This window comes from Microcoleus sp. PH2017_12_PCY_D_A, from assembly GCF_020738565.1.
In the GTDB taxonomy this organism is placed as follows: Bacteria; Cyanobacteriota; Cyanobacteriia; order Cyanobacteriales; family Microcoleaceae; genus Microcoleus.
Genome location: NZ_JAEQCI010000167.1, coordinates 17,363 through 32,666, shown reverse-complemented (window position 1 = coordinate 32,666; position 15,304 = coordinate 17,363). Strand labels below are relative to the sequence as shown.

19 protein-coding genes are annotated in these 15,304 nt (G+C 46.5%); 5 read left to right on the top strand and 14 right to left on the bottom strand.

Annotated elements, in window-relative coordinates; translation table 11 throughout:
- Window positions 1-174 precede the first annotated feature (174 nt).
- The 6 genes from JGK39_RS30720 to JGK39_RS30695 form a co-directional block, all read right to left on the bottom strand.
- Window positions 175-564 (bottom strand): hypothetical protein, encoded by a 390-nt coding sequence (locus JGK39_RS30720; protein WP_293261116.1) that lies wholly within the window; start codon window positions 562-564, stop codon window positions 175-177.
- 1 nt (window position 565) lies between these two features.
- A complete protein-coding gene (locus JGK39_RS30715) occupies window positions 566-913 on the bottom strand; it encodes a hypothetical protein (RefSeq protein WP_293261118.1) in 348 nt (115 codons plus the stop codon).
- 121 nt (window positions 914-1,034) lie between these two features.
- A complete protein-coding gene (locus tag JGK39_RS30710) occupies window positions 1,035-1,475 on the bottom strand; it encodes an Hsp20/alpha crystallin family protein (RefSeq protein ID WP_293261120.1) in 441 nt (146 codons plus the stop codon).
- 27 nt (window positions 1,476-1,502) lie between these two features.
- Window positions 1,503-1,682, bottom strand: a complete 180-nt coding sequence (locus JGK39_RS30705) for a hypothetical protein (protein ID WP_293261122.1) — start codon at window positions 1,680-1,682, stop codon at window positions 1,503-1,505.
- Between the two features lie 140 nt (window positions 1,683-1,822).
- Window positions 1,823-2,110, bottom strand: coding sequence for a hypothetical protein (locus tag JGK39_RS30700; protein ID WP_293261124.1), 288 nt, complete (start codon window positions 2,108-2,110; stop codon window positions 1,823-1,825).
- A gap of 47 nt (window positions 2,111-2,157) precedes the next feature.
- Window positions 2,158-3,192: an RRXRR domain-containing protein gene (locus tag JGK39_RS30695; protein ID WP_293261126.1), complete on the bottom strand. Its 1,035-nt coding sequence runs from the start codon at window positions 3,190-3,192 to the stop codon at window positions 2,158-2,160.
- Between the two features lie 403 nt (window positions 3,193-3,595).
- Here JGK39_RS30695 and JGK39_RS30690 point away from each other — a divergent pair, with 403 nt between their 5' ends.
- The 4 genes from JGK39_RS30690 (at window position 3,596) to plsY (ending at window position 7,191) form a co-directional block, all read left to right on the top strand.
- Window positions 3,596-4,390 carry an MlaE family lipid ABC transporter permease subunit gene (locus JGK39_RS30690; protein WP_293261128.1) on the top strand — a complete coding sequence of 265 codons (795 nt, stop codon included), beginning with the start codon at window positions 3,596-3,598 and terminating at the stop codon, window positions 4,388-4,390.
- Window positions 4,391-4,454: 64 nt separating this feature from the next.
- On the top strand, window positions 4,455-4,859 hold the full coding sequence (locus JGK39_RS30685; RefSeq protein WP_293298594.1) for a DUF3119 family protein: 405 nt from the start codon (window positions 4,455-4,457) through the stop codon (window positions 4,857-4,859).
- 47 nt (window positions 4,860-4,906) lie between these two features.
- Entirely contained in the window at window positions 4,907-6,226 is a 1,320-nt protein-coding gene (locus JGK39_RS30680; RefSeq protein ID WP_293298591.1) for a DUF3086 domain-containing protein, read from the top strand.
- A gap of 284 nt (window positions 6,227-6,510) precedes the next feature.
- Window positions 6,511-7,191, top strand: coding sequence for a glycerol-3-phosphate 1-O-acyltransferase PlsY (plsY, locus tag JGK39_RS30675; protein ID WP_293261136.1), 681 nt, complete (start codon window positions 6,511-6,513; stop codon window positions 7,189-7,191).
- A 292-nt stretch (window positions 7,192-7,483) separates the two neighbouring features.
- Here plsY and JGK39_RS30670 read toward each other — a convergent pair whose 3' ends face one another.
- The 6 genes from JGK39_RS30670 to acpS form a co-directional block, all read right to left on the bottom strand.
- Complete coding sequence (locus JGK39_RS30670) at window positions 7,484-7,969, bottom strand: tetratricopeptide repeat protein (protein WP_293261139.1); 486 nt, start codon at window positions 7,967-7,969, stop codon at window positions 7,484-7,486.
- A gap of 744 nt (window positions 7,970-8,713) precedes the next feature.
- Window positions 8,714-9,559, bottom strand: coding sequence for a pyrroline-5-carboxylate reductase (proC, locus tag JGK39_RS30665; protein ID WP_293261234.1), 846 nt, complete (start codon window positions 9,557-9,559; stop codon window positions 8,714-8,716).
- A 500-nt stretch (window positions 9,560-10,059) separates the two neighbouring features.
- Entirely contained in the window at window positions 10,060-10,692 is a 633-nt protein-coding gene (locus tag JGK39_RS30660; protein ID WP_293261142.1) for a cell division protein SepF, read from the bottom strand.
- A 117-nt stretch (window positions 10,693-10,809) separates the two neighbouring features.
- Window positions 10,810-11,475, bottom strand: coding sequence for a YggS family pyridoxal phosphate-dependent enzyme (locus tag JGK39_RS30655; RefSeq protein WP_293261145.1), 666 nt, complete (start codon window positions 11,473-11,475; stop codon window positions 10,810-10,812).
- Window positions 11,476-11,575: 100 nt separating this feature from the next.
- On the bottom strand, window positions 11,576-11,845 hold the full coding sequence (gene pipX, locus JGK39_RS30650) for a transcriptional coactivator PipX (RefSeq protein ID WP_293261148.1): 270 nt from the start codon (window positions 11,843-11,845) through the stop codon (window positions 11,576-11,578).
- A gap of 42 nt (window positions 11,846-11,887) precedes the next feature.
- Window positions 11,888-12,322, bottom strand: coding sequence for a holo-ACP synthase (gene acpS / locus JGK39_RS30645; protein WP_293261151.1), 435 nt, complete (start codon window positions 12,320-12,322; stop codon window positions 11,888-11,890).
- Between the two features lie 104 nt (window positions 12,323-12,426).
- Here acpS and JGK39_RS30640 point away from each other — a divergent pair, with 104 nt between their 5' ends.
- Window positions 12,427-12,585 (top strand): hypothetical protein, encoded by a 159-nt coding sequence (locus tag JGK39_RS30640; protein ID WP_293261154.1) that lies wholly within the window; start codon window positions 12,427-12,429, stop codon window positions 12,583-12,585.
- 68 nt (window positions 12,586-12,653) lie between these two features.
- Here the strand turns inward: JGK39_RS30640 and JGK39_RS30635 are convergent, their stop codons facing one another.
- Window positions 12,654-13,649, bottom strand: coding sequence for an energy-coupling factor transporter transmembrane protein EcfT (locus JGK39_RS30635; protein WP_293261157.1), 996 nt, complete (start codon window positions 13,647-13,649; stop codon window positions 12,654-12,656).
- 264 nt (window positions 13,650-13,913) lie between these two features.
- On the bottom strand, window positions 13,914-15,275 hold the full coding sequence (gene der, locus JGK39_RS30630; RefSeq protein WP_293261160.1) for a ribosome biogenesis GTPase Der: 1,362 nt from the start codon (window positions 15,273-15,275) through the stop codon (window positions 13,914-13,916).
- Window positions 15,276-15,304 lie beyond the last annotated feature (29 nt).

The following is a 15,304-nucleotide window of genomic DNA, read 5'->3' as shown; positions in this document are numbered from 1 at the left end:
TTTTTTGCGGACTGAAGTCCTCACTACTAACCTTTTCTAACCAGGTTTGTAGTAAGGACTTCAGTCCTCTCTTTTTTTGCGGACTGAAGTCCTCACTACGAACCTCATAATAGTTATATTACACATAAAATTACTAACCGATTTGCACTTTAACGGCGCGATACTTTTAAATTGCTACAAGACTGCGGTTGCTTGTGATACTAAAACCTCTGTGGCTAAATTTGTTATTTCAGAATTTAGGTCTTCTCCCTTATGAATACAGAAACTGCCATACAGAATTGAAATTTCAAAAATATCCGTATGGATTAAAGCTGCTTTTCGGTGCGCGTCTTCCCCCAAATGAATGCCAATCAAATCAGCTTCTGGATCTTGTACATCTTCTGGATGGAAAACCTCCCAACTGATATCTCGGCAGTCATGAAATACGATAGTATAAGGCAATCGCTCCCCTGTAGGATCGTAAATACATTCAAATACAATTTCATTTCCCCAGAAAGAGACATTGACATTGGTTACTAGGGATGTCAGTTCACCTAAATTAAGCAAGTTGTAGTCATCCGGCATATTAATCCCTCACTTTTTCTCCCGTATTGTGTGTCCCCAGAATTTGGTTGCCAAACTCATCGCGTGTTTTGACCAAGCTGCCGTCTTTATCAAGACGTAAACCTTTGTTTATTTTTCTTCCATCTGAACCGTATCTAGGCGCTGGGGTTCGTATAACTTCACCATCAGTACGAATATTGACTCGCGAACGATCGGCAAACTCGTATTCAAGATAACCACCTTTAGTCGGCCTGATTTCTGCACCCAATCCGCGCAAAAAGTCATCGACTTGTTCGCGAGTCATCCCGGTTAAGTCTCCAAACTCAGATGCAGTTCCATTTTCTCCCACTCCCTGATTCGGCAGTGCCAAGTTTCCTCACCAACCATTGCTGGTTTTAGTTTAGCACGGTTGGAGAATCTGCCGCCCGACCCGCCAAAGCAAATAGGGCGCGCACCGCACGCCCTATCAGCAATTAGCCGACAATTATTGATTAGCCGAGTTCAACTTTCACTACGCGGTTCTTTTCCGCTTCCGCTTTAGGCAAAGTCAGGTTTAAAACCCCATTTTTGTACTCAGCTTGTACGCTGTCATTTTGAACTCGTGCGGGTAGGGGAATTACCCGGCGGAAGGAACCGTAGCGGAACTCTGAGCGAGTTATGCCTTTATCTTCGGTCTTGGTTTGCGATCGCCTTTCGCCACTAATCGCAACAGCTTCTGCGGTTACTTGTACGTCCAAATCCTTAGCTTCCATGCCCGGAATTTCTAACTTAAGGTGGATGGCTTCGGGGGTGTCATCGAGTTCGGCGGGGGGTACAAAAGCCACACCGTTAGATGCGCGATCGGTAGTCGGCGTCAAGCTATCAAACAACCGATTCATTTCTCGCTGCAAGGAGTCCATTTCCCGCAAAGGTTCCCAACGAATAAGTGCCATAATTGATACCTCAAATCTCTTCTGTTTCTAAAGGTTGAGAAACACTTGATTCAACCTGTATCTAATATATTCAATATCCCGAAACAGGGGGATTCGGTTTTCTGGAATTTGCCGATCGCATTTCCGAACATTTGCGATGGTTAATGCTGAGGCAGCCAAAGGATTTGAGCTTTGAGCTTTGAGAATTAACAAGGGCTGATGAATCAAAGGAGGAGGAACTTCGATCGAGAATTTTTCGCTGGAGGTGGCGCGATTCGATGCACAGCAACCAAAAATTTGAGATTTTAGATGCGATCGAGAATTACCGACCTAAAATCTCAAATCCCAGATATAAAATCGAAACACAATTAACCCCACCGGGAATGCTGATAAGCAGCGTAGGTATCAAACAAAGCACCCACCAAACCAAAAGCTAGACCAATCACCAAAAATCCCTGGAGAGGACAGCCGCTGCCAAAAGTGGCTAAGAACTGCAAAATCTGGTCTTCTCCAGAACGACCGACTGCTTGCAGAGCAGGCACAAGAGCGATTAACGAAAAGCTAGTCAATCCCGCGCCGATTAACAATAAGGGAGCGACAAAGCTCAAGAGGCCCGTCAGCAGTAAAGAGCGAAGAAAATTAGGAAATATGCTCATCAGAAAAATGGGTTTGAAACCCCGTCCTTCTAGGACGGCTTTACAATTTAATTCGCAATACGCCACGAGTTGTAGGACAAAAATTTACAATCACAAGGCGATGTGTTTTGAGTTAAACGCTTGTCAGTTTTTAACTCGTGCAAGCTAATTCTTTTTCGGTACGGGTCTTTTTTTGTTGGCGACTCTTGCCAGCCTCCAACGTAACAGAACCCATGTTTAGGGTGTTTAACGATTGAACCGCGTTTAAACCCCGCACTCATAGTTCCGCCATATCGACTCCGAATATGACCGATAGAATGTTGCAAGCGATGGAGTTGTCTGCGATGAAATTCAAGGGGGACAATCTCAATTAGCGATGAGTTATCGGGTTGAATATGTCCTGCCGCGTACCAATTAGCTAATACCCAAGAATCAACACAATGTGCTGAAAACTTGTTTGATAGCTTCTGTTTGGATTTCTTGAGTCCTAAATCTTGACGCAGTTCGTAAGTATCGTTTCCCGATCTAATTTCAAGATGGGCAATCTTTCTGAGTTGGTCGTAAAACCAGTGCTTGCCCACTTCCAAAGGACTAAACGATACGTTCCACTTACGTCCGTTTTTCCAGGTTGGCACTTTGATGTCCTCCACAACAAATGTTGATAACGGAAACATTAACGCCAACCAATTAACTATCCTTAACTTCCACTGCCATCTCGACTTAGTAGATGGGGGAATTCTATTTTTGTTAACCAACCTGTTAGCTCGACTTTGACGGCATGGCGTGTTCCGAAACCGACGAGAGCGTCGCATATTTCGCCTTACTTCAACTCGGTATTTTACCCAATCAACGGCATGAGTTTGGATGTTTAAGTAGGTATGCGATTTGGATTTTACGGTAAACCCTTCGCGCTTGCTACCTGGATCGATTCCTACCCCAATGGGCTGATAGTTGTGGTTTGAAGGTTCTGCATTTAGTCGGACGCAAAATACTCCCTTTTTCCAGAATGACGTTGCCTTACCCGACTTAATCCAACGCTTGGCACGGGCGTTGGTAGTCGGCATTAACGGTCTATTATCACTGTTGACAACAGGTACAAACATTTACGGTAAGTCCTATTTCTAGGTATATATTTCCCTTCGCCACTGGCACATCGGAGAGGTTAAAAACTAGGGAGGCATTATTAACGTCTGGTGGGATACCACTCCCAGATGGCTCAGTTTGTCTTAAAAACGCAGGCTAGACACTGTTTTAGTCTTGAATTAAGAAGGCGGTGAATCTTCCTCTTTCAAGCCCCATGCCTTCAGGCTGGGGTTAGTGACAACAGTCAGTAAATTCAGCTAAACTGCCGAAAGGTGCAAGTAAAATAAACTTGTCCTTTTCTACGATAGGCAGCGATCGCCCTCAGTGGCCAATTCTGTCAGAAATCTTAAATCTTAGAGAAGAAACTTGTTTAAGATTTGTAGATAGATTTCATTTTTGCAGTTGTTCTACAGTCAAAGTCCCTTGAGCACAACTACACCATCGAGCCTCAGTTTGTGGAGTCAGCGGTTACTGGCAGCCATTTTATTGGGCGGCCAAGTCATGCTGCACTTGCTGAGAGGCAAAATTCACCGCCGCAACACCCTAGATCAAATGGCAGCAGTCGGCCCGGAATCGCTGCTGATTGCTTTGCTGACAGCGGGTTTTGTCGGCATGGTATTTACGGTTCAGGTAGCGAGGGAGTTTATTAACCTGGGTGCGGGCAATGTTGTCGGCGGGGTTTTGGCTTTGTCTTTGACTCGCGAACTCGGCCCGGTGTTAACAGCCGTAATCGTGACAGGACGGGTCGGTTCGGCTTTTGCGGCGGAAATCGGCACGATGCAAGTCACAGAGCAGATAGATGCCATGCTGATGCTCAGAACAGACCCGATCGACTATTTAGTAATTCCCCGCGTTTTAGCTTGCTGCTTGATGCTGCCAATTCTGACAATATTGTCCCTCGTCACGGGCATCGCCGGCGGGCTGCTGATTGCGACGACAATGTACGGCATCTCTCAAAATGTGTTTTTAGAATCAGTCCGCCATTTCCTGACTCTGTGGGACATTTGCAGCGCTGCTATTAAGGCTTTTGCGTTCGGTGGTTTGATTGCTGTCATCGGCACTAGCTGGGGTTTGACGACTACCGGCGGGGCCAAAGGCGTGGGACAATCTACTACCACGGCGGTGGTAACTTCTTTGCTGGCTATTTTTATTGTTAACTTTTTTCTGACTTGGCTGATGTTTCAGGGTACTGGCTCTAGCGTGCTCAAAGGCCTGTAAGCTAGGAAACGGATAAAATATAAATAATTGGCAACATTACTTTATCTACCCCTGATTTAAACCCGTGACTACAACTACCTCTGGGACTGCGCCCACAGATACGATCGAACTCGCCCCGAGTTATGCGATTCCCCTCGTCTTGGTACTGGCGGCTGTACCGCTGCTGTTCGTGCAGAAGTGGGTGAGTTTGCCCCTGGCGCTGTTCGGCTTGTTTCTGATGTACCAAGCGGCCACGATCCGACTACAGTTTACTCCAACGGATTTGGACATTTATCGATCGCAAAACTTAATCCGCAAGTTTCCTTTCCGAGAATGGCAAAATTGGCGGATATTTTGGCCCGCTGTGCCGATTTTGTTCTACTTCAAAGAAATTAACAGCATTCACTTTCTGCCGGTTCTGTTCGATCCTAAAATGCTACAGACCTGCTTAGAACAGCGCTGTCCCCGTCAAGACCAAACAAGTTGTTAATTTTTAATTTTTAACTTCTTCTGTGCCCCACGCCGAATAAATTTCCCATGAATTCAGACGAATTTCCCACCCAAAAACCGCGATCGCAACCAGCCGCTGACGGCGAAGCAACTTTACCCGTGAATGAGACGGAAAACCAATTGCCATCTCAAATACGGGAATTGTCGATCGCCCAAAACGAGCTCACATCCCAAATTCTGCCCGAAACAGACCCCTGGGGCGAGGAAAATCCCCAAATTACCCCTGTGGTGGACGAACCGGGCGATATCGCTCAAATAGAGCCAGAAACAGACGGTGGCGATTCTGAAAGTGCGATCGAGCAAAGTTCGCCAGAAACAGACTCGCAGCCCACAACAACCGCAGAAACGGTAACGCCCGTACCAGAAAATGTTACCGAAAATTTGGCAGAGCGAGTCAAAGCATTGCAGCAGCAAGAACAAGATTTGACCGCAAGAATTGCCAGCTTGGAAGCCGACAAAGCTAAGGCGCAGGAAGCATTGGGCTCCGCTCAAGCATCGATCGGGCGTTTGGTACAAGACGGCTTGATACAGCTAGATCATCGCAAACAAGCGCTGCAAATTGAAGTAGAAAAACTCGAACGCAGGCGCGATCGAATTCAAAAGGAAATGCGAACTACTTTCGCCGGAGTTTCCCAAGATTTAGCAATCAGAGTTCAAGGTTTCAAAGACTATCTAGTCGGCAGTTTGCAGGATTTAGCAGCTACCGCCGAACTCTTAGATATGACGCCGCCGGTGCAAGAAACTTCCAAGCAAATCTCTGTTGAGGAGTCTCAATCCTCTTCCCCGGTAAATCCCAGATTTGCCGAACAAGGATTTCAAGAACAAGCCAAACAAATTCGCCGCACCCTAGACCAATATCGCACTCTCCCCGACTATTACGGCCCGCCTTGGCAACTCCGGCGCACCTTTGAACCCATCCACGCGGAACGAGTTTCTAACTGGTTTTTCACCCAAGGAGGAAGGGGCGCATTGCGGACTATGGGTTCGCGGTTGCAAAATATCTTGATTAGTTCAACCATTATTTCTGTACTCAGAAGCGTCTACGGCGGACGGGTGCGGACATTGGTGCTGGCGAACAGTCCCGAACGTTTGGGAGAGTGGCGCCGGGGTTTGCAGGATTGTTTGGGGATTACTCGCACCGATTTTGGCCCGGAAGGTGGCATTATTATGTTTGAGTCTGCGGAGGCTTTGGCTCAAAAAGCCGATCGACTGGTGAGAGATGGCAAGTTGCCGTTAATTTTGATTGATGAAACTGAGGATTTAATTAGTTTGTCGATGCTGCAATTTCCGCTGTGGCTGGCCTTTGCTCCCGATCCGCAAAGTTTGATGAGTCCTAAGGATTTTTGAGATTAAATCAGGCTTTATTTAATACCATGAATTCCCGGCGAATAGAATTCGCGGCTATACAAACAAAGTCCGCCTGCGCGGACTGAAGAAATTAAGGTGTAAATTAACCGAATTTGATAGGAATTGATGATAGGTAATTGGTAGTAGTAAGGTGCGCAATGCGCACCCTACAAGTAGTGTTTCTGGTAGTAAGGTGCGCAATGCGCACCCTACAAGTAGTGTTTCTGCGTCCAGGTATGAAACAGTGACAAACTTTCAAAGTACAACAAATCTCAAATCAAAATATGGCTAGCTGGATAGTTTTAAATGGCGCATTGTTAATCGCAGCTTACTTGCTGGGTTCGATTCCGACTGGGTATGCCTTCGGTAAATGGATGCTGGGGATTGATATTCGGGAAGTAGGTTCTGGTTCGACGGGGGCGACTAATGTACTCAGGACTTTGGGAAAGGGGCCGGGGTTGGCGGTGTTGCTGGTTGATGTGTTGAAGGGCGTAAGTGCGATCGTCCTGATCCGCTACATCTACTCTCTAGATTTTACCAGTCAGCTAGCGATCGCCGCCGGTGTAGAAAATACTGCAACAATCATCCCTTGGATGGCAACTTTAGCAGGTTTGTGTGCTGTTTTGGGACACAGCAAATCTATCTGGCTGGGGTTTACCGGCGGTAAATCTGTCGCTACAAGTTTGGGAGTTTTGCTCGGTTTGTACTGGCCAGTTGGTTTGGGAACTTTCGGGATTTTTGGAATAGTTTTTGCGGTGTCGCGAATTGTTTCTTTAAGCTCGATTATCGGAGCAATTAGCGTTTCTGGATTGATGTTTGCATTACATCAGCCGCTGGCTTATGTATTGTTTGGACTTGCGGGCGGTGTATTTGTGATTGTGCGGCATCGCAGCAACATTCAGCGTTTGTTGAACGGTACGGAACCGAGACTGGGGGAGAAATTGGAAACAGCAGCTAGCGATTGATCTCAATTCCGATTACAACTTCCTTACTGCTCTCTCGTAGCTAAGGTGATAAGTAATGCTTAGCAGATAATACATTCATTAATCAAGTGTAAATTTTAAATAATAAATTATAATTCTCTTGAATAACCAAAAACAGTAACATTCTGCAAATTCAATAAATTATCTAGATTAAAATCCATATCTAGTCAGAGGAGTATAATGTAGCGATAGGTACATTATACCCCAAGTTGTCGGAAGAGCTGCCTGTAAAAGGCAGGCAAGATACCCGCCCCACAAGAGTTATTGGAGATGTCTATTGAACTTCTTGTAAAAGCTTCAGCACATCAGCTTCTTCCTCTGTACTATTCGTTACCCGAAAGACCATAACTGCCTTCTGAAAAACTTCAATCGCCTTATCATGTTGAGACATCGAGAGATAAGTATGACCAAGATTTTTTAATACCCAACCCTCTCGAATAAGTGTTCCTTCTAATTGAGAAACAGTAATCGCATTTTGGTAAGCTTCTACAGCTTTGTCGTACTGATTAAGGTTCTTATAGGCTGTACCGATGTTGTTCAATACCCAGACTTCCTGACGCCTATCTCTCATCTCTCTGAACAGATTGAGTCCTAAATGATAAAACTCAATGGCTCTGAGATATTGATTTAGGAAAGCATGAATAGCACCAATATTTGTGAATGCAGTAGCTTCAAAATCGCGATCGCCTATCAATTGGGCATTTGCTAAGTGGGTCTGCCATATTTGTAATTCGGCTTGGTAATCATTACTTTGGCTCATCAGGATCTCCTCAATTTCATCCGATCAGAAATTCATCGGTATCTTTTCAACACGTGCGTAGATAACCTGTCAAGCAAAAGGTTTCCCAATGTACCTCTTCCGCTTGCATCCGGTTATAGGGCATGGTCTCCTTAAAAACATAATGTCCATCTGTTTGAGAAGATATTAAACGAGGACAGACTCTAACCTTAACCATTTCCCTTCTAGGTGCAAGAAGTGTAACACTCCTCTCACAGTTCACAATTCTCACCTGAGATTTTGTTGATCCAATATAAATCTCTACCAAATCAGGTAATTGATCTCCAAATAGCCACTCTACTTTGATTTGAGAGTATACTTCTTCACCAAAACTTTCCTGTATGATGTCGTAGCTTTGGATGTACACCACAAGTTTCTCCTTGCTCGCTAATAATTTCATCCGATGTCAACATCATTAAATGAATTACTCTCAAAGTCAATTCATAATATTCATTAATTTACTTCATAAAATTCATAGCTTTGAGTTCATAAAAGTCATATATAGCAATCCTTGCAGGAGTACAAATATGTAGGGGTAGTGCCAAGAGTGCCTACCCCAGCCAAAGCCGGCAACCACGGGGGGTTTGCCCCTACAATAATTATACAAATGACTTAGGATTTCTGTATATGAGCAAATAAATCTTGATTTTCCTGGAGAGTTAAGTCGAATTGCTTGACAAGTTACTTTAGGCTGAATTCGCTATAAGCCATTTAAATTCTCTGCTGTTATTTCCCTAATTCTTGAGAGCGCAAACAAGCTGCTTTCACTGCTTCGATCAGCGCCGATCGAAAGCCGTTACTTTCTAAGGTAGCAATTCCGGCAATAGTTGTGCCGCCAGGACTTGTCACTCGATCTTTCAATTCTGCTGGGTGCATTCCTGTTTCTTGCAACAGCTTCGCTGTACCGAATACTGTTTGGATTGCTAATTGGGAGGCGATCGCCCGCGGCAAACCAGCACAAACTCCGCCATCTGTCAATGCTTCGATAAAAATCGCAACATAACCGGGCCCGGAACCGGAAAGCCCAGTCACCGCATCCAGCATACTTTCAGGCACTTCTACGACTTCTCCCACGGCCTGAAACATCCGCTTGACTAATTCTAAATGGGCCGGTTGCACGAGTTTCCCCGGGGCGATCGCGCTCATTCCCGCGCCTACCGTAGCCGGAGTATTTGGCATCACCCGCAGCACTGAGCGCCCCGGGAAGGCTGCTTCGAGCTTGCTGAGGGGAACTCCGGCCAAAATTGACACGATCGCTGCGGATGGCTGAGAATTAGCTGTTTCTCCATTATTTCCTTGTTTGCGATCGGTCGCCACCGCCAATTCCAAAGCTACTTTCTCAAAAATTTGCGGTTTAATCGCCAAAAACAGCACTTCTGTAGCGGTAGCAACTTCTAGATTGCTGGCTGTTGTTCCGATTCCGTAGGTTTCCGTCAAAAATTCGCGCCGTTGCGGTTGCGGATCGCTCACCAATATTTCTGATGGCAAATAAACTTTTTGTGCTATGAGGCGGGATAAGAGAGCTTCTCCCATTACCCCGCCGCCGATCGTACCAAATTTTATCATAGTTATTAGTTATTGGTTATTAGTTATTAGTTATTGGTTATTAGTTATTAGTTATTGGTTATTAGTTATTGGTTATTGTTATTGGTTATTAGTTCGGTACTCGACGCACACACTATATATGTAGGTGCGCAATGCGCACCTTACTGGTTATTAGTTCGGTACTCGACGCACACACTATATATGTAGGGTGCGCAATGCGCACCTTAGTACTCGACGCACACACTATATATGTAGGGTGCGCAATGCGCACCTTACTGGTTATTAGTTCGGTACTCGACGCACACACTATATATGTAGGGTGCGCATTGCGCACCTTACTGCGCACCTTACTGGTTATTAGTTCGGTACTCGACGCACACACTATATATGTAGGGTGCGCATTGCGCACCTTACCAACTACCGATAACAGACATTTTTTTTGTTTTAGTCCTATTGTTATTAGTCAACTGCCAACTGCCAACTGCCAACAGTCAACAGTCAACAGTCAACAGTCAACTGTCAACTGATTACTGAGCCAATTGAGCTTGTTCAGCCGGCCAGACTGTCGGTGCAGGAGCAGCCGCAGCAGGGCGCGGGCGTCCTTGAGCTGGGGGCACTTCGTGAACCACACCAGACTGAGTTCTTACTTGCACGCAGCTAGGCGTAAACAAGAAAATGCTTTCGCCAATGCGCTCTTGATGACCGTCAAGGGCGTAAGTACCGCCCGCCACAAAGTCCACAGCTCTTTGCGCTTGGTCTGGATCCATCACCGTCAGGTTCAAAACCACAGATTTGCGTTCTTTAAGCGCTCGAATTGCTGCCGGCATCTCTTCAAAAGTGCGCGGCTCCATCACTACTACTTCCGAAATCCCGTTCATAGATCCAGGCATTCCAATCACGTTATTCATTACCGATCCTACTCCCCCGCTTGGTGCAACAACATCCGTACCTGTCGATCCTACTACTGACCGCTCCCGCATTCTGCGATTTTGGCGGCGTTCTTCTTCTGCTGCTGTAGCAGCAGCAGTGGCGGCGGCGTTTGGTTCAGGCGGTTGGTAGACGTTCCCAAAGCGCTCGCTTTCCGTTTCGTCGTACTCGTAATCGTATTCAGGCTCATTGTTGAAGCCTATAAAATCTCGCAGCTTAGACACAATGTTCATGGTTCACGCTCCTTTACGACTGTACTGCCCCGACTATACTCGCGTTGCGGGTTAGCCTCGGGTCGTTAACTACTCTATATTTAACCTAACTTGTCCTTATCAGAAGATTTCAAAATTTTATCCCCTCCTAGACCCAAATAAGGTTTGTCCGACGCGTACCATAGTAGCACCTGCTTGAATTGCCAAATGATAATCTCCCGACATCCCCATTGAGAGCTGTTGCATTTGAATGTTTGGCAAATTTTGCTGCTGGATTTTGTCAGCAAGTTCGCGGGTGCTGTTAAACAATTCTAGGATTTGCGAGTCATCTAATCCGATCGGAGGTATTGTCATCAAACCTTGAATTTTGATATGCTGACATTTGTTGAGTTCGGGCAGGTGGGTCAGCAGTTCTGGGACGCTCCACCCGTATTTGTCGGGGTCTGGCAATATTTTTACTTGCAGGCAGACTTGCGGGGAGCAGGACATTTCGCCGGCTATGCGCGAAATCCGCTGAGCCAGTTTTAAGTTATCGAGAGAGTGAATCCACTGGAAATGCTCTAGGGCCTTTGCTGCTTTGTTGGCTTGCAAGTGGCCGATCAAGTGCCAGTTAATATCCGGCAAATCTTGCAGTTGGCTTTGTTTTTCGGCAGTCTCTTGAACCTTGCTCTCGCCAAAATCTCGGATGCCCGCGTCGTAGGCTTCGCGGATAGCATCAGTCGGTACCTGTTTGGTAACGGCAATTAACCGCACTGATTTCGGCAACTGTTGGCGAATGCTGTTAATTCGAGAGGCAATGGTCATGGGTGCAGGGCGCTCTTGAGTGGAGGGCAGGACAATTAAGACAGATATCAATTACCAAGTTACCAATTACCGATGACCAATTGCCAATTACCGATTTTTGCTATTGAAATGTGCGCTTGTGAATGGCCTGCAATTGGTCGTACTCCTGATATTGACCGCTGCGACGGAGGGTTCGCAGGCGAATTTCGACCATGAGGCGAGCGTCGGAGCGACTGATGGGATCGAATCTGAGGCCGCCAGGGCCGTTGGTTACTAAGAAAAATAGGCGCTGGGCATATAGGGTGGTAAATAATTCTTGGCTGTCTTCAACCTGGGATACCCTGAAGAGGAGGCCAAAGTTTGGATGGTTCAGGTAGGTTTCGGTAGTCATTCACGCTCACAATCGATCGATATTAGATTAAAGATTTAGATTTTAGTTTCGCTCGATCGCGCGCGGGGTGCAAAAGGCGATCGCCGTAGCCATGCTATAGTCTCCATCGTGACTGAGGCTCAACTGCCACTGGCAATTTCCCCAAACAGAGGCTCGTGTGGCGGCGGTTCCGTGCAGTTGCACGTTAGGAACACCGTTTTCGGAGCGCCGAATTTCCACATCTGCATACCGTATTCCGCGCCATCCCGTGCCTAGAGCCTTGACAACAGCTTCCTTGGCAGCCCAGCGCCCCGCTAGTTGGTTGCAGGAAACTCGGTTCATTTTACCTTTAATGCTGCTGTCTTGAGAATTTAGTTGTCCGCAGTCTCTTTGTTCGGCCGGGGTGTAAACTTTTTCCAGGAAGCGATCGCCAAACCGATCTAATGCAGCTTGAATGCGCGGAACATATACGATATCTGTCCCAAGATAGATGTTCAAGGTCTTGGATCTCTAAATATTTGCATCCATTACTTTAGCAGCACGATCGCGCCCGAGCATCTCATAGGATTTTAGATTTTAGATTTTAGATTTTAGAATTGGGGATGACTGACTGGATATGGGTTTGGAGTCCACCTACAGTTGCATTCTTGTTTGAAACTGGTATCAGTTTTGCTTTAATGCGTGCGAGTTCGGTGTTGCTTGCTTGTACAACCGAAAGCGAGCGGGGACGATCGCCCTACAACAGCACAGCTTGCGCTTGATGCTCCCGAACCAATTCTTCAATCTCAAATTCCATCAATCTAAAATCTAAAATCTAAAATCTAAAATCCTAGCTGTCCCAACCCCAAACCAAGCGGGCGCTCCAGAGGGCGAGCAAGCAGCCGAGGGCGATCCAGTCTCGGATTTTGAAGTGCAACTGATGCCATTCTACACGGTGTCGATCGGGACTTGTGAAGCCGCGAACAGTCATTGCACTAGCCATTTGTTCTGCTCGTAACAGCAAATTTTCTAACAGCCTCTCAGCAATCATTAACCAAACTTGAGAAGCACGGCGAAATCCGAGTTTTTTCCAGTTTATGGCTCTAGTGCTGACCGATCGCACTAAATTTTGTATTTCTTCCAATACTAGGGGAATAAACCGCAAAGATAACGTTAATGTTAGTGCAATTTCGGTGACAGGCCAGCGCAAGCGGCGCAGCGGCTGCATTAAGTTTTCGATAGCGGCGGTAATTTCTTCGCTGGCTGTGGTGAGGAGGTAGAGGTTGGTGCTGTAAATTACTGTGAAAAATAAGGTGCTGACGTTGATAGCTAAATCTAAGGATTTGCGAGTGATTTTAACGGGGCCGCCTTTGAATAAAACGTAACTGTAGTTTGTGGGTTGGGGGAGTTTATTTTGGGTTTGAACTTTAGGATTTTGGGTTGGAGACTTTGAGCCTAAGTTAAAAGGTTTGTACCAGGGTTTGGGATCTTGAGCGGGTGGAAGGGTTGCGGGCTGTTGGGAAAAGGTTAATTCGTCGGCGGGGATGCGGGGCTGGTGTTCTGAGGGAAGTGCGTCGGGGGCGATCGCGCTGAGGCAAAATACTAAAAGGCAGAATAGCAGCAGCAGCCCCATTTGCTGTTTCCAGACGCGGAAGGGAATGGCTGCGCTTAGTGTCAGTACGATTAACATTACTACTAGCATCAACCGCCAAATGGGATTGGCGAGTATGGGCGCGATTAGAAATGTCATCAACCAGGCTAGTTTAACGCGGGAATCTAGCCTGTGCAGCCAAGTTACGGGTTGTTCTAGGTAAAGTCCAATGGGGAGAGATCGCAATAAATCCATGTTGTCGATTTAAAATTTTTAATAATATCAATAGACATCTTGCATTCATTCCCAAATTATCTGGAAATTATCTGCGTTTCTCTGTGTTTGTCTGCTTTATATCTGCGGTTTCTGTATCAAAAAATGACTTATACAAAAGGTCTAATTTATTGAACCGCGAAGACGCGAAGGACGCGAAGGAAGAGAAAGAAGGAAGAGTAAAGAAAGAAACGCAATTTGCTTTGATTATTAAACTGCGTTTTTTCTTTGATCTAAAGTCTAGAATTACTTCACGCGCAGTGCTCTGTTGGTTGTGCTGACTTCGCTGGCTCGCACTTTTTTGCCTCTCCAAAGCAGCCGCATTGGTGTACCTGTAAAGCCGAGGTGTTTGCGGAATTGGCTTTCCATGTAGCGGCGGTAGTTTTCGGTGAATCGTTTTGGATCGTTGACGAATAATGCAATTGTTGGCGGTTGCGATCGCACTTGAGTACCGTAATAAATTTTGCCTTGTTTTCCTTGGCGGGTAACTGGCGCTGAGTGCCAGGTTGTGGCTTCTTCTATGACTTCGTTGATGACGGCGGTAGCGACGCGACGTTTGTGTTCGTCGGAGGCTTTGTCTACTAATTCAATGACTTTTTCAACTCGCTGTCCGCTCATGGCGCTGACGAATATCATTTCTGCCCAGTCGAGGAAATACAGTTTAGTTCTTGCTGTTTTTTCGTACTCGTAGATAGTGTCGTTGTCTTTTTCTATGGCGTCCCATTTGTTGATGACGATGATGCAGGCTCGACCTTCTTGGCTGATGCGATCGGCTAATTTTTGATCTTGGTCGGTAACGCCGTCAATTGCATCGATTACTAGCAGTATGACATCGGCGCGGCGGATGGCTTTGAAAGCGCGGTTGATCCCGAAAAATTCGGCGCCGTATTCGACGTTTTTCTTTTTGCGAATTCCGGCTGTGTCGATCAGGCGGTAGGTTTGGCCGTTGCGTTCTACTATGGTGTCAATTGCGTCGCGGGTTGTGCCGGAAATTGGGCTGACTATGGCGCGGTTTTCTCCGAGAAATGCGTTTAGCAAACTGGATTTTCCGACGTTGGGACGACCGATTATTGCTACTTTTATTTCGTCTACTTCTGGCTCTACTTCTGTGGGAAGATAAGTCATTAATTGGTCTAGCAATTCGCCGGTGCCGTTACCGTGAATCCCGGAAATGGGGTATGGTTCTCCCAGTCCCAATGTCCAAAAATCTGCTGCTTGGGTGAGTCCTGTGTTTTCCGATTCGCATTTATTGACGGCTAGAATGACGGGGACTTTTTGCACCCGCAGCCAAGAGGCGATGGATTCGTCGCCGCCGGTGAGTCCGGTTTTTCCGTCTACTACGAAAATGGCTGCGCTGGCTTCTGCGAGGGCGGCCATTGCTTGTTCGCGGATTAATGGCAGAAATTCGGTTTCGTCGTCGAATACTAGCCCGCCTGTGTCTACGATTTGATATTCGCGATCGCCCCAGTATGCTGGTCTGTACGTGCGATCGCGCGTGATTCCCGGTTCGTCGTGGACGATCGCGTCTTGGCTGTTGGCTAAACGGTTGACGATCGTCGATTTGCCTACATTGGGGCGTCCAATAATAGCAACTATAGGTAGAGGCATAAAAGTAGCAGCAATTAGGCTGCGCCGTA

Excerpts from the sequence above, each read along its gene's own strand:
- JGK39_RS30720 (WP_293261116.1), bottom strand. The coding sequence starts at position 564 with ATGCCGGATGACTACAACTTGCTTAATTTAGGTGAACTGACATCCCTA.
- JGK39_RS30710 (WP_293261120.1), bottom strand. The coding sequence starts at position 1,475 with ATGGCACTTATTCGTTGGGAACCTTTGCGGGAAATGGACTCCTTGCAG.
- JGK39_RS30700 (WP_293261124.1), bottom strand. The coding sequence starts at position 2,110 with ATGAGCATATTTCCTAATTTTCTTCGCTCTTTACTGCTGACGGGCCTC.
- JGK39_RS30695 (WP_293261126.1), bottom strand. The coding sequence starts at position 3,192 with ATGTTTGTACCTGTTGTCAACAGTGATAATAGACCGTTAATGCCGACT.
- JGK39_RS30680 (WP_293298591.1), top strand. The coding sequence starts at position 4,907 with ATGAATTCAGACGAATTTCCCACCCAAAAACCGCGATCGCAACCAGCC.
- plsY (WP_293261136.1), top strand. The coding sequence starts at position 6,511 with ATGGCTAGCTGGATAGTTTTAAATGGCGCATTGTTAATCGCAGCTTAC.
- JGK39_RS30670 (WP_293261139.1), bottom strand. The coding sequence starts at position 7,969 with ATGAGCCAAAGTAATGATTACCAAGCCGAATTACAAATATGGCAGACC.
- JGK39_RS30660 (WP_293261142.1), bottom strand. The coding sequence starts at position 10,692 with ATGAACATTGTGTCTAAGCTGCGAGATTTTATAGGCTTCAACAATGAG.
- JGK39_RS30655 (WP_293261145.1), bottom strand. The coding sequence starts at position 11,475 with ATGACCATTGCCTCTCGAATTAACAGCATTCGCCAACAGTTGCCGAAA.
- pipX (WP_293261148.1), bottom strand. The coding sequence starts at position 11,845 with ATGACTACCGAAACCTACCTGAACCATCCAAACTTTGGCCTCCTCTTC.
- JGK39_RS30640 (WP_293261154.1), top strand. The coding sequence starts at position 12,427 with ATGACTGACTGGATATGGGTTTGGAGTCCACCTACAGTTGCATTCTTG.
- JGK39_RS30635 (WP_293261157.1), bottom strand. The coding sequence starts at position 13,649 with ATGGATTTATTGCGATCTCTCCCCATTGGACTTTACCTAGAACAACCC.
- der (WP_293261160.1), bottom strand. The coding sequence starts at position 15,275 with ATGCCTCTACCTATAGTTGCTATTATTGGACGCCCCAATGTAGGCAAA.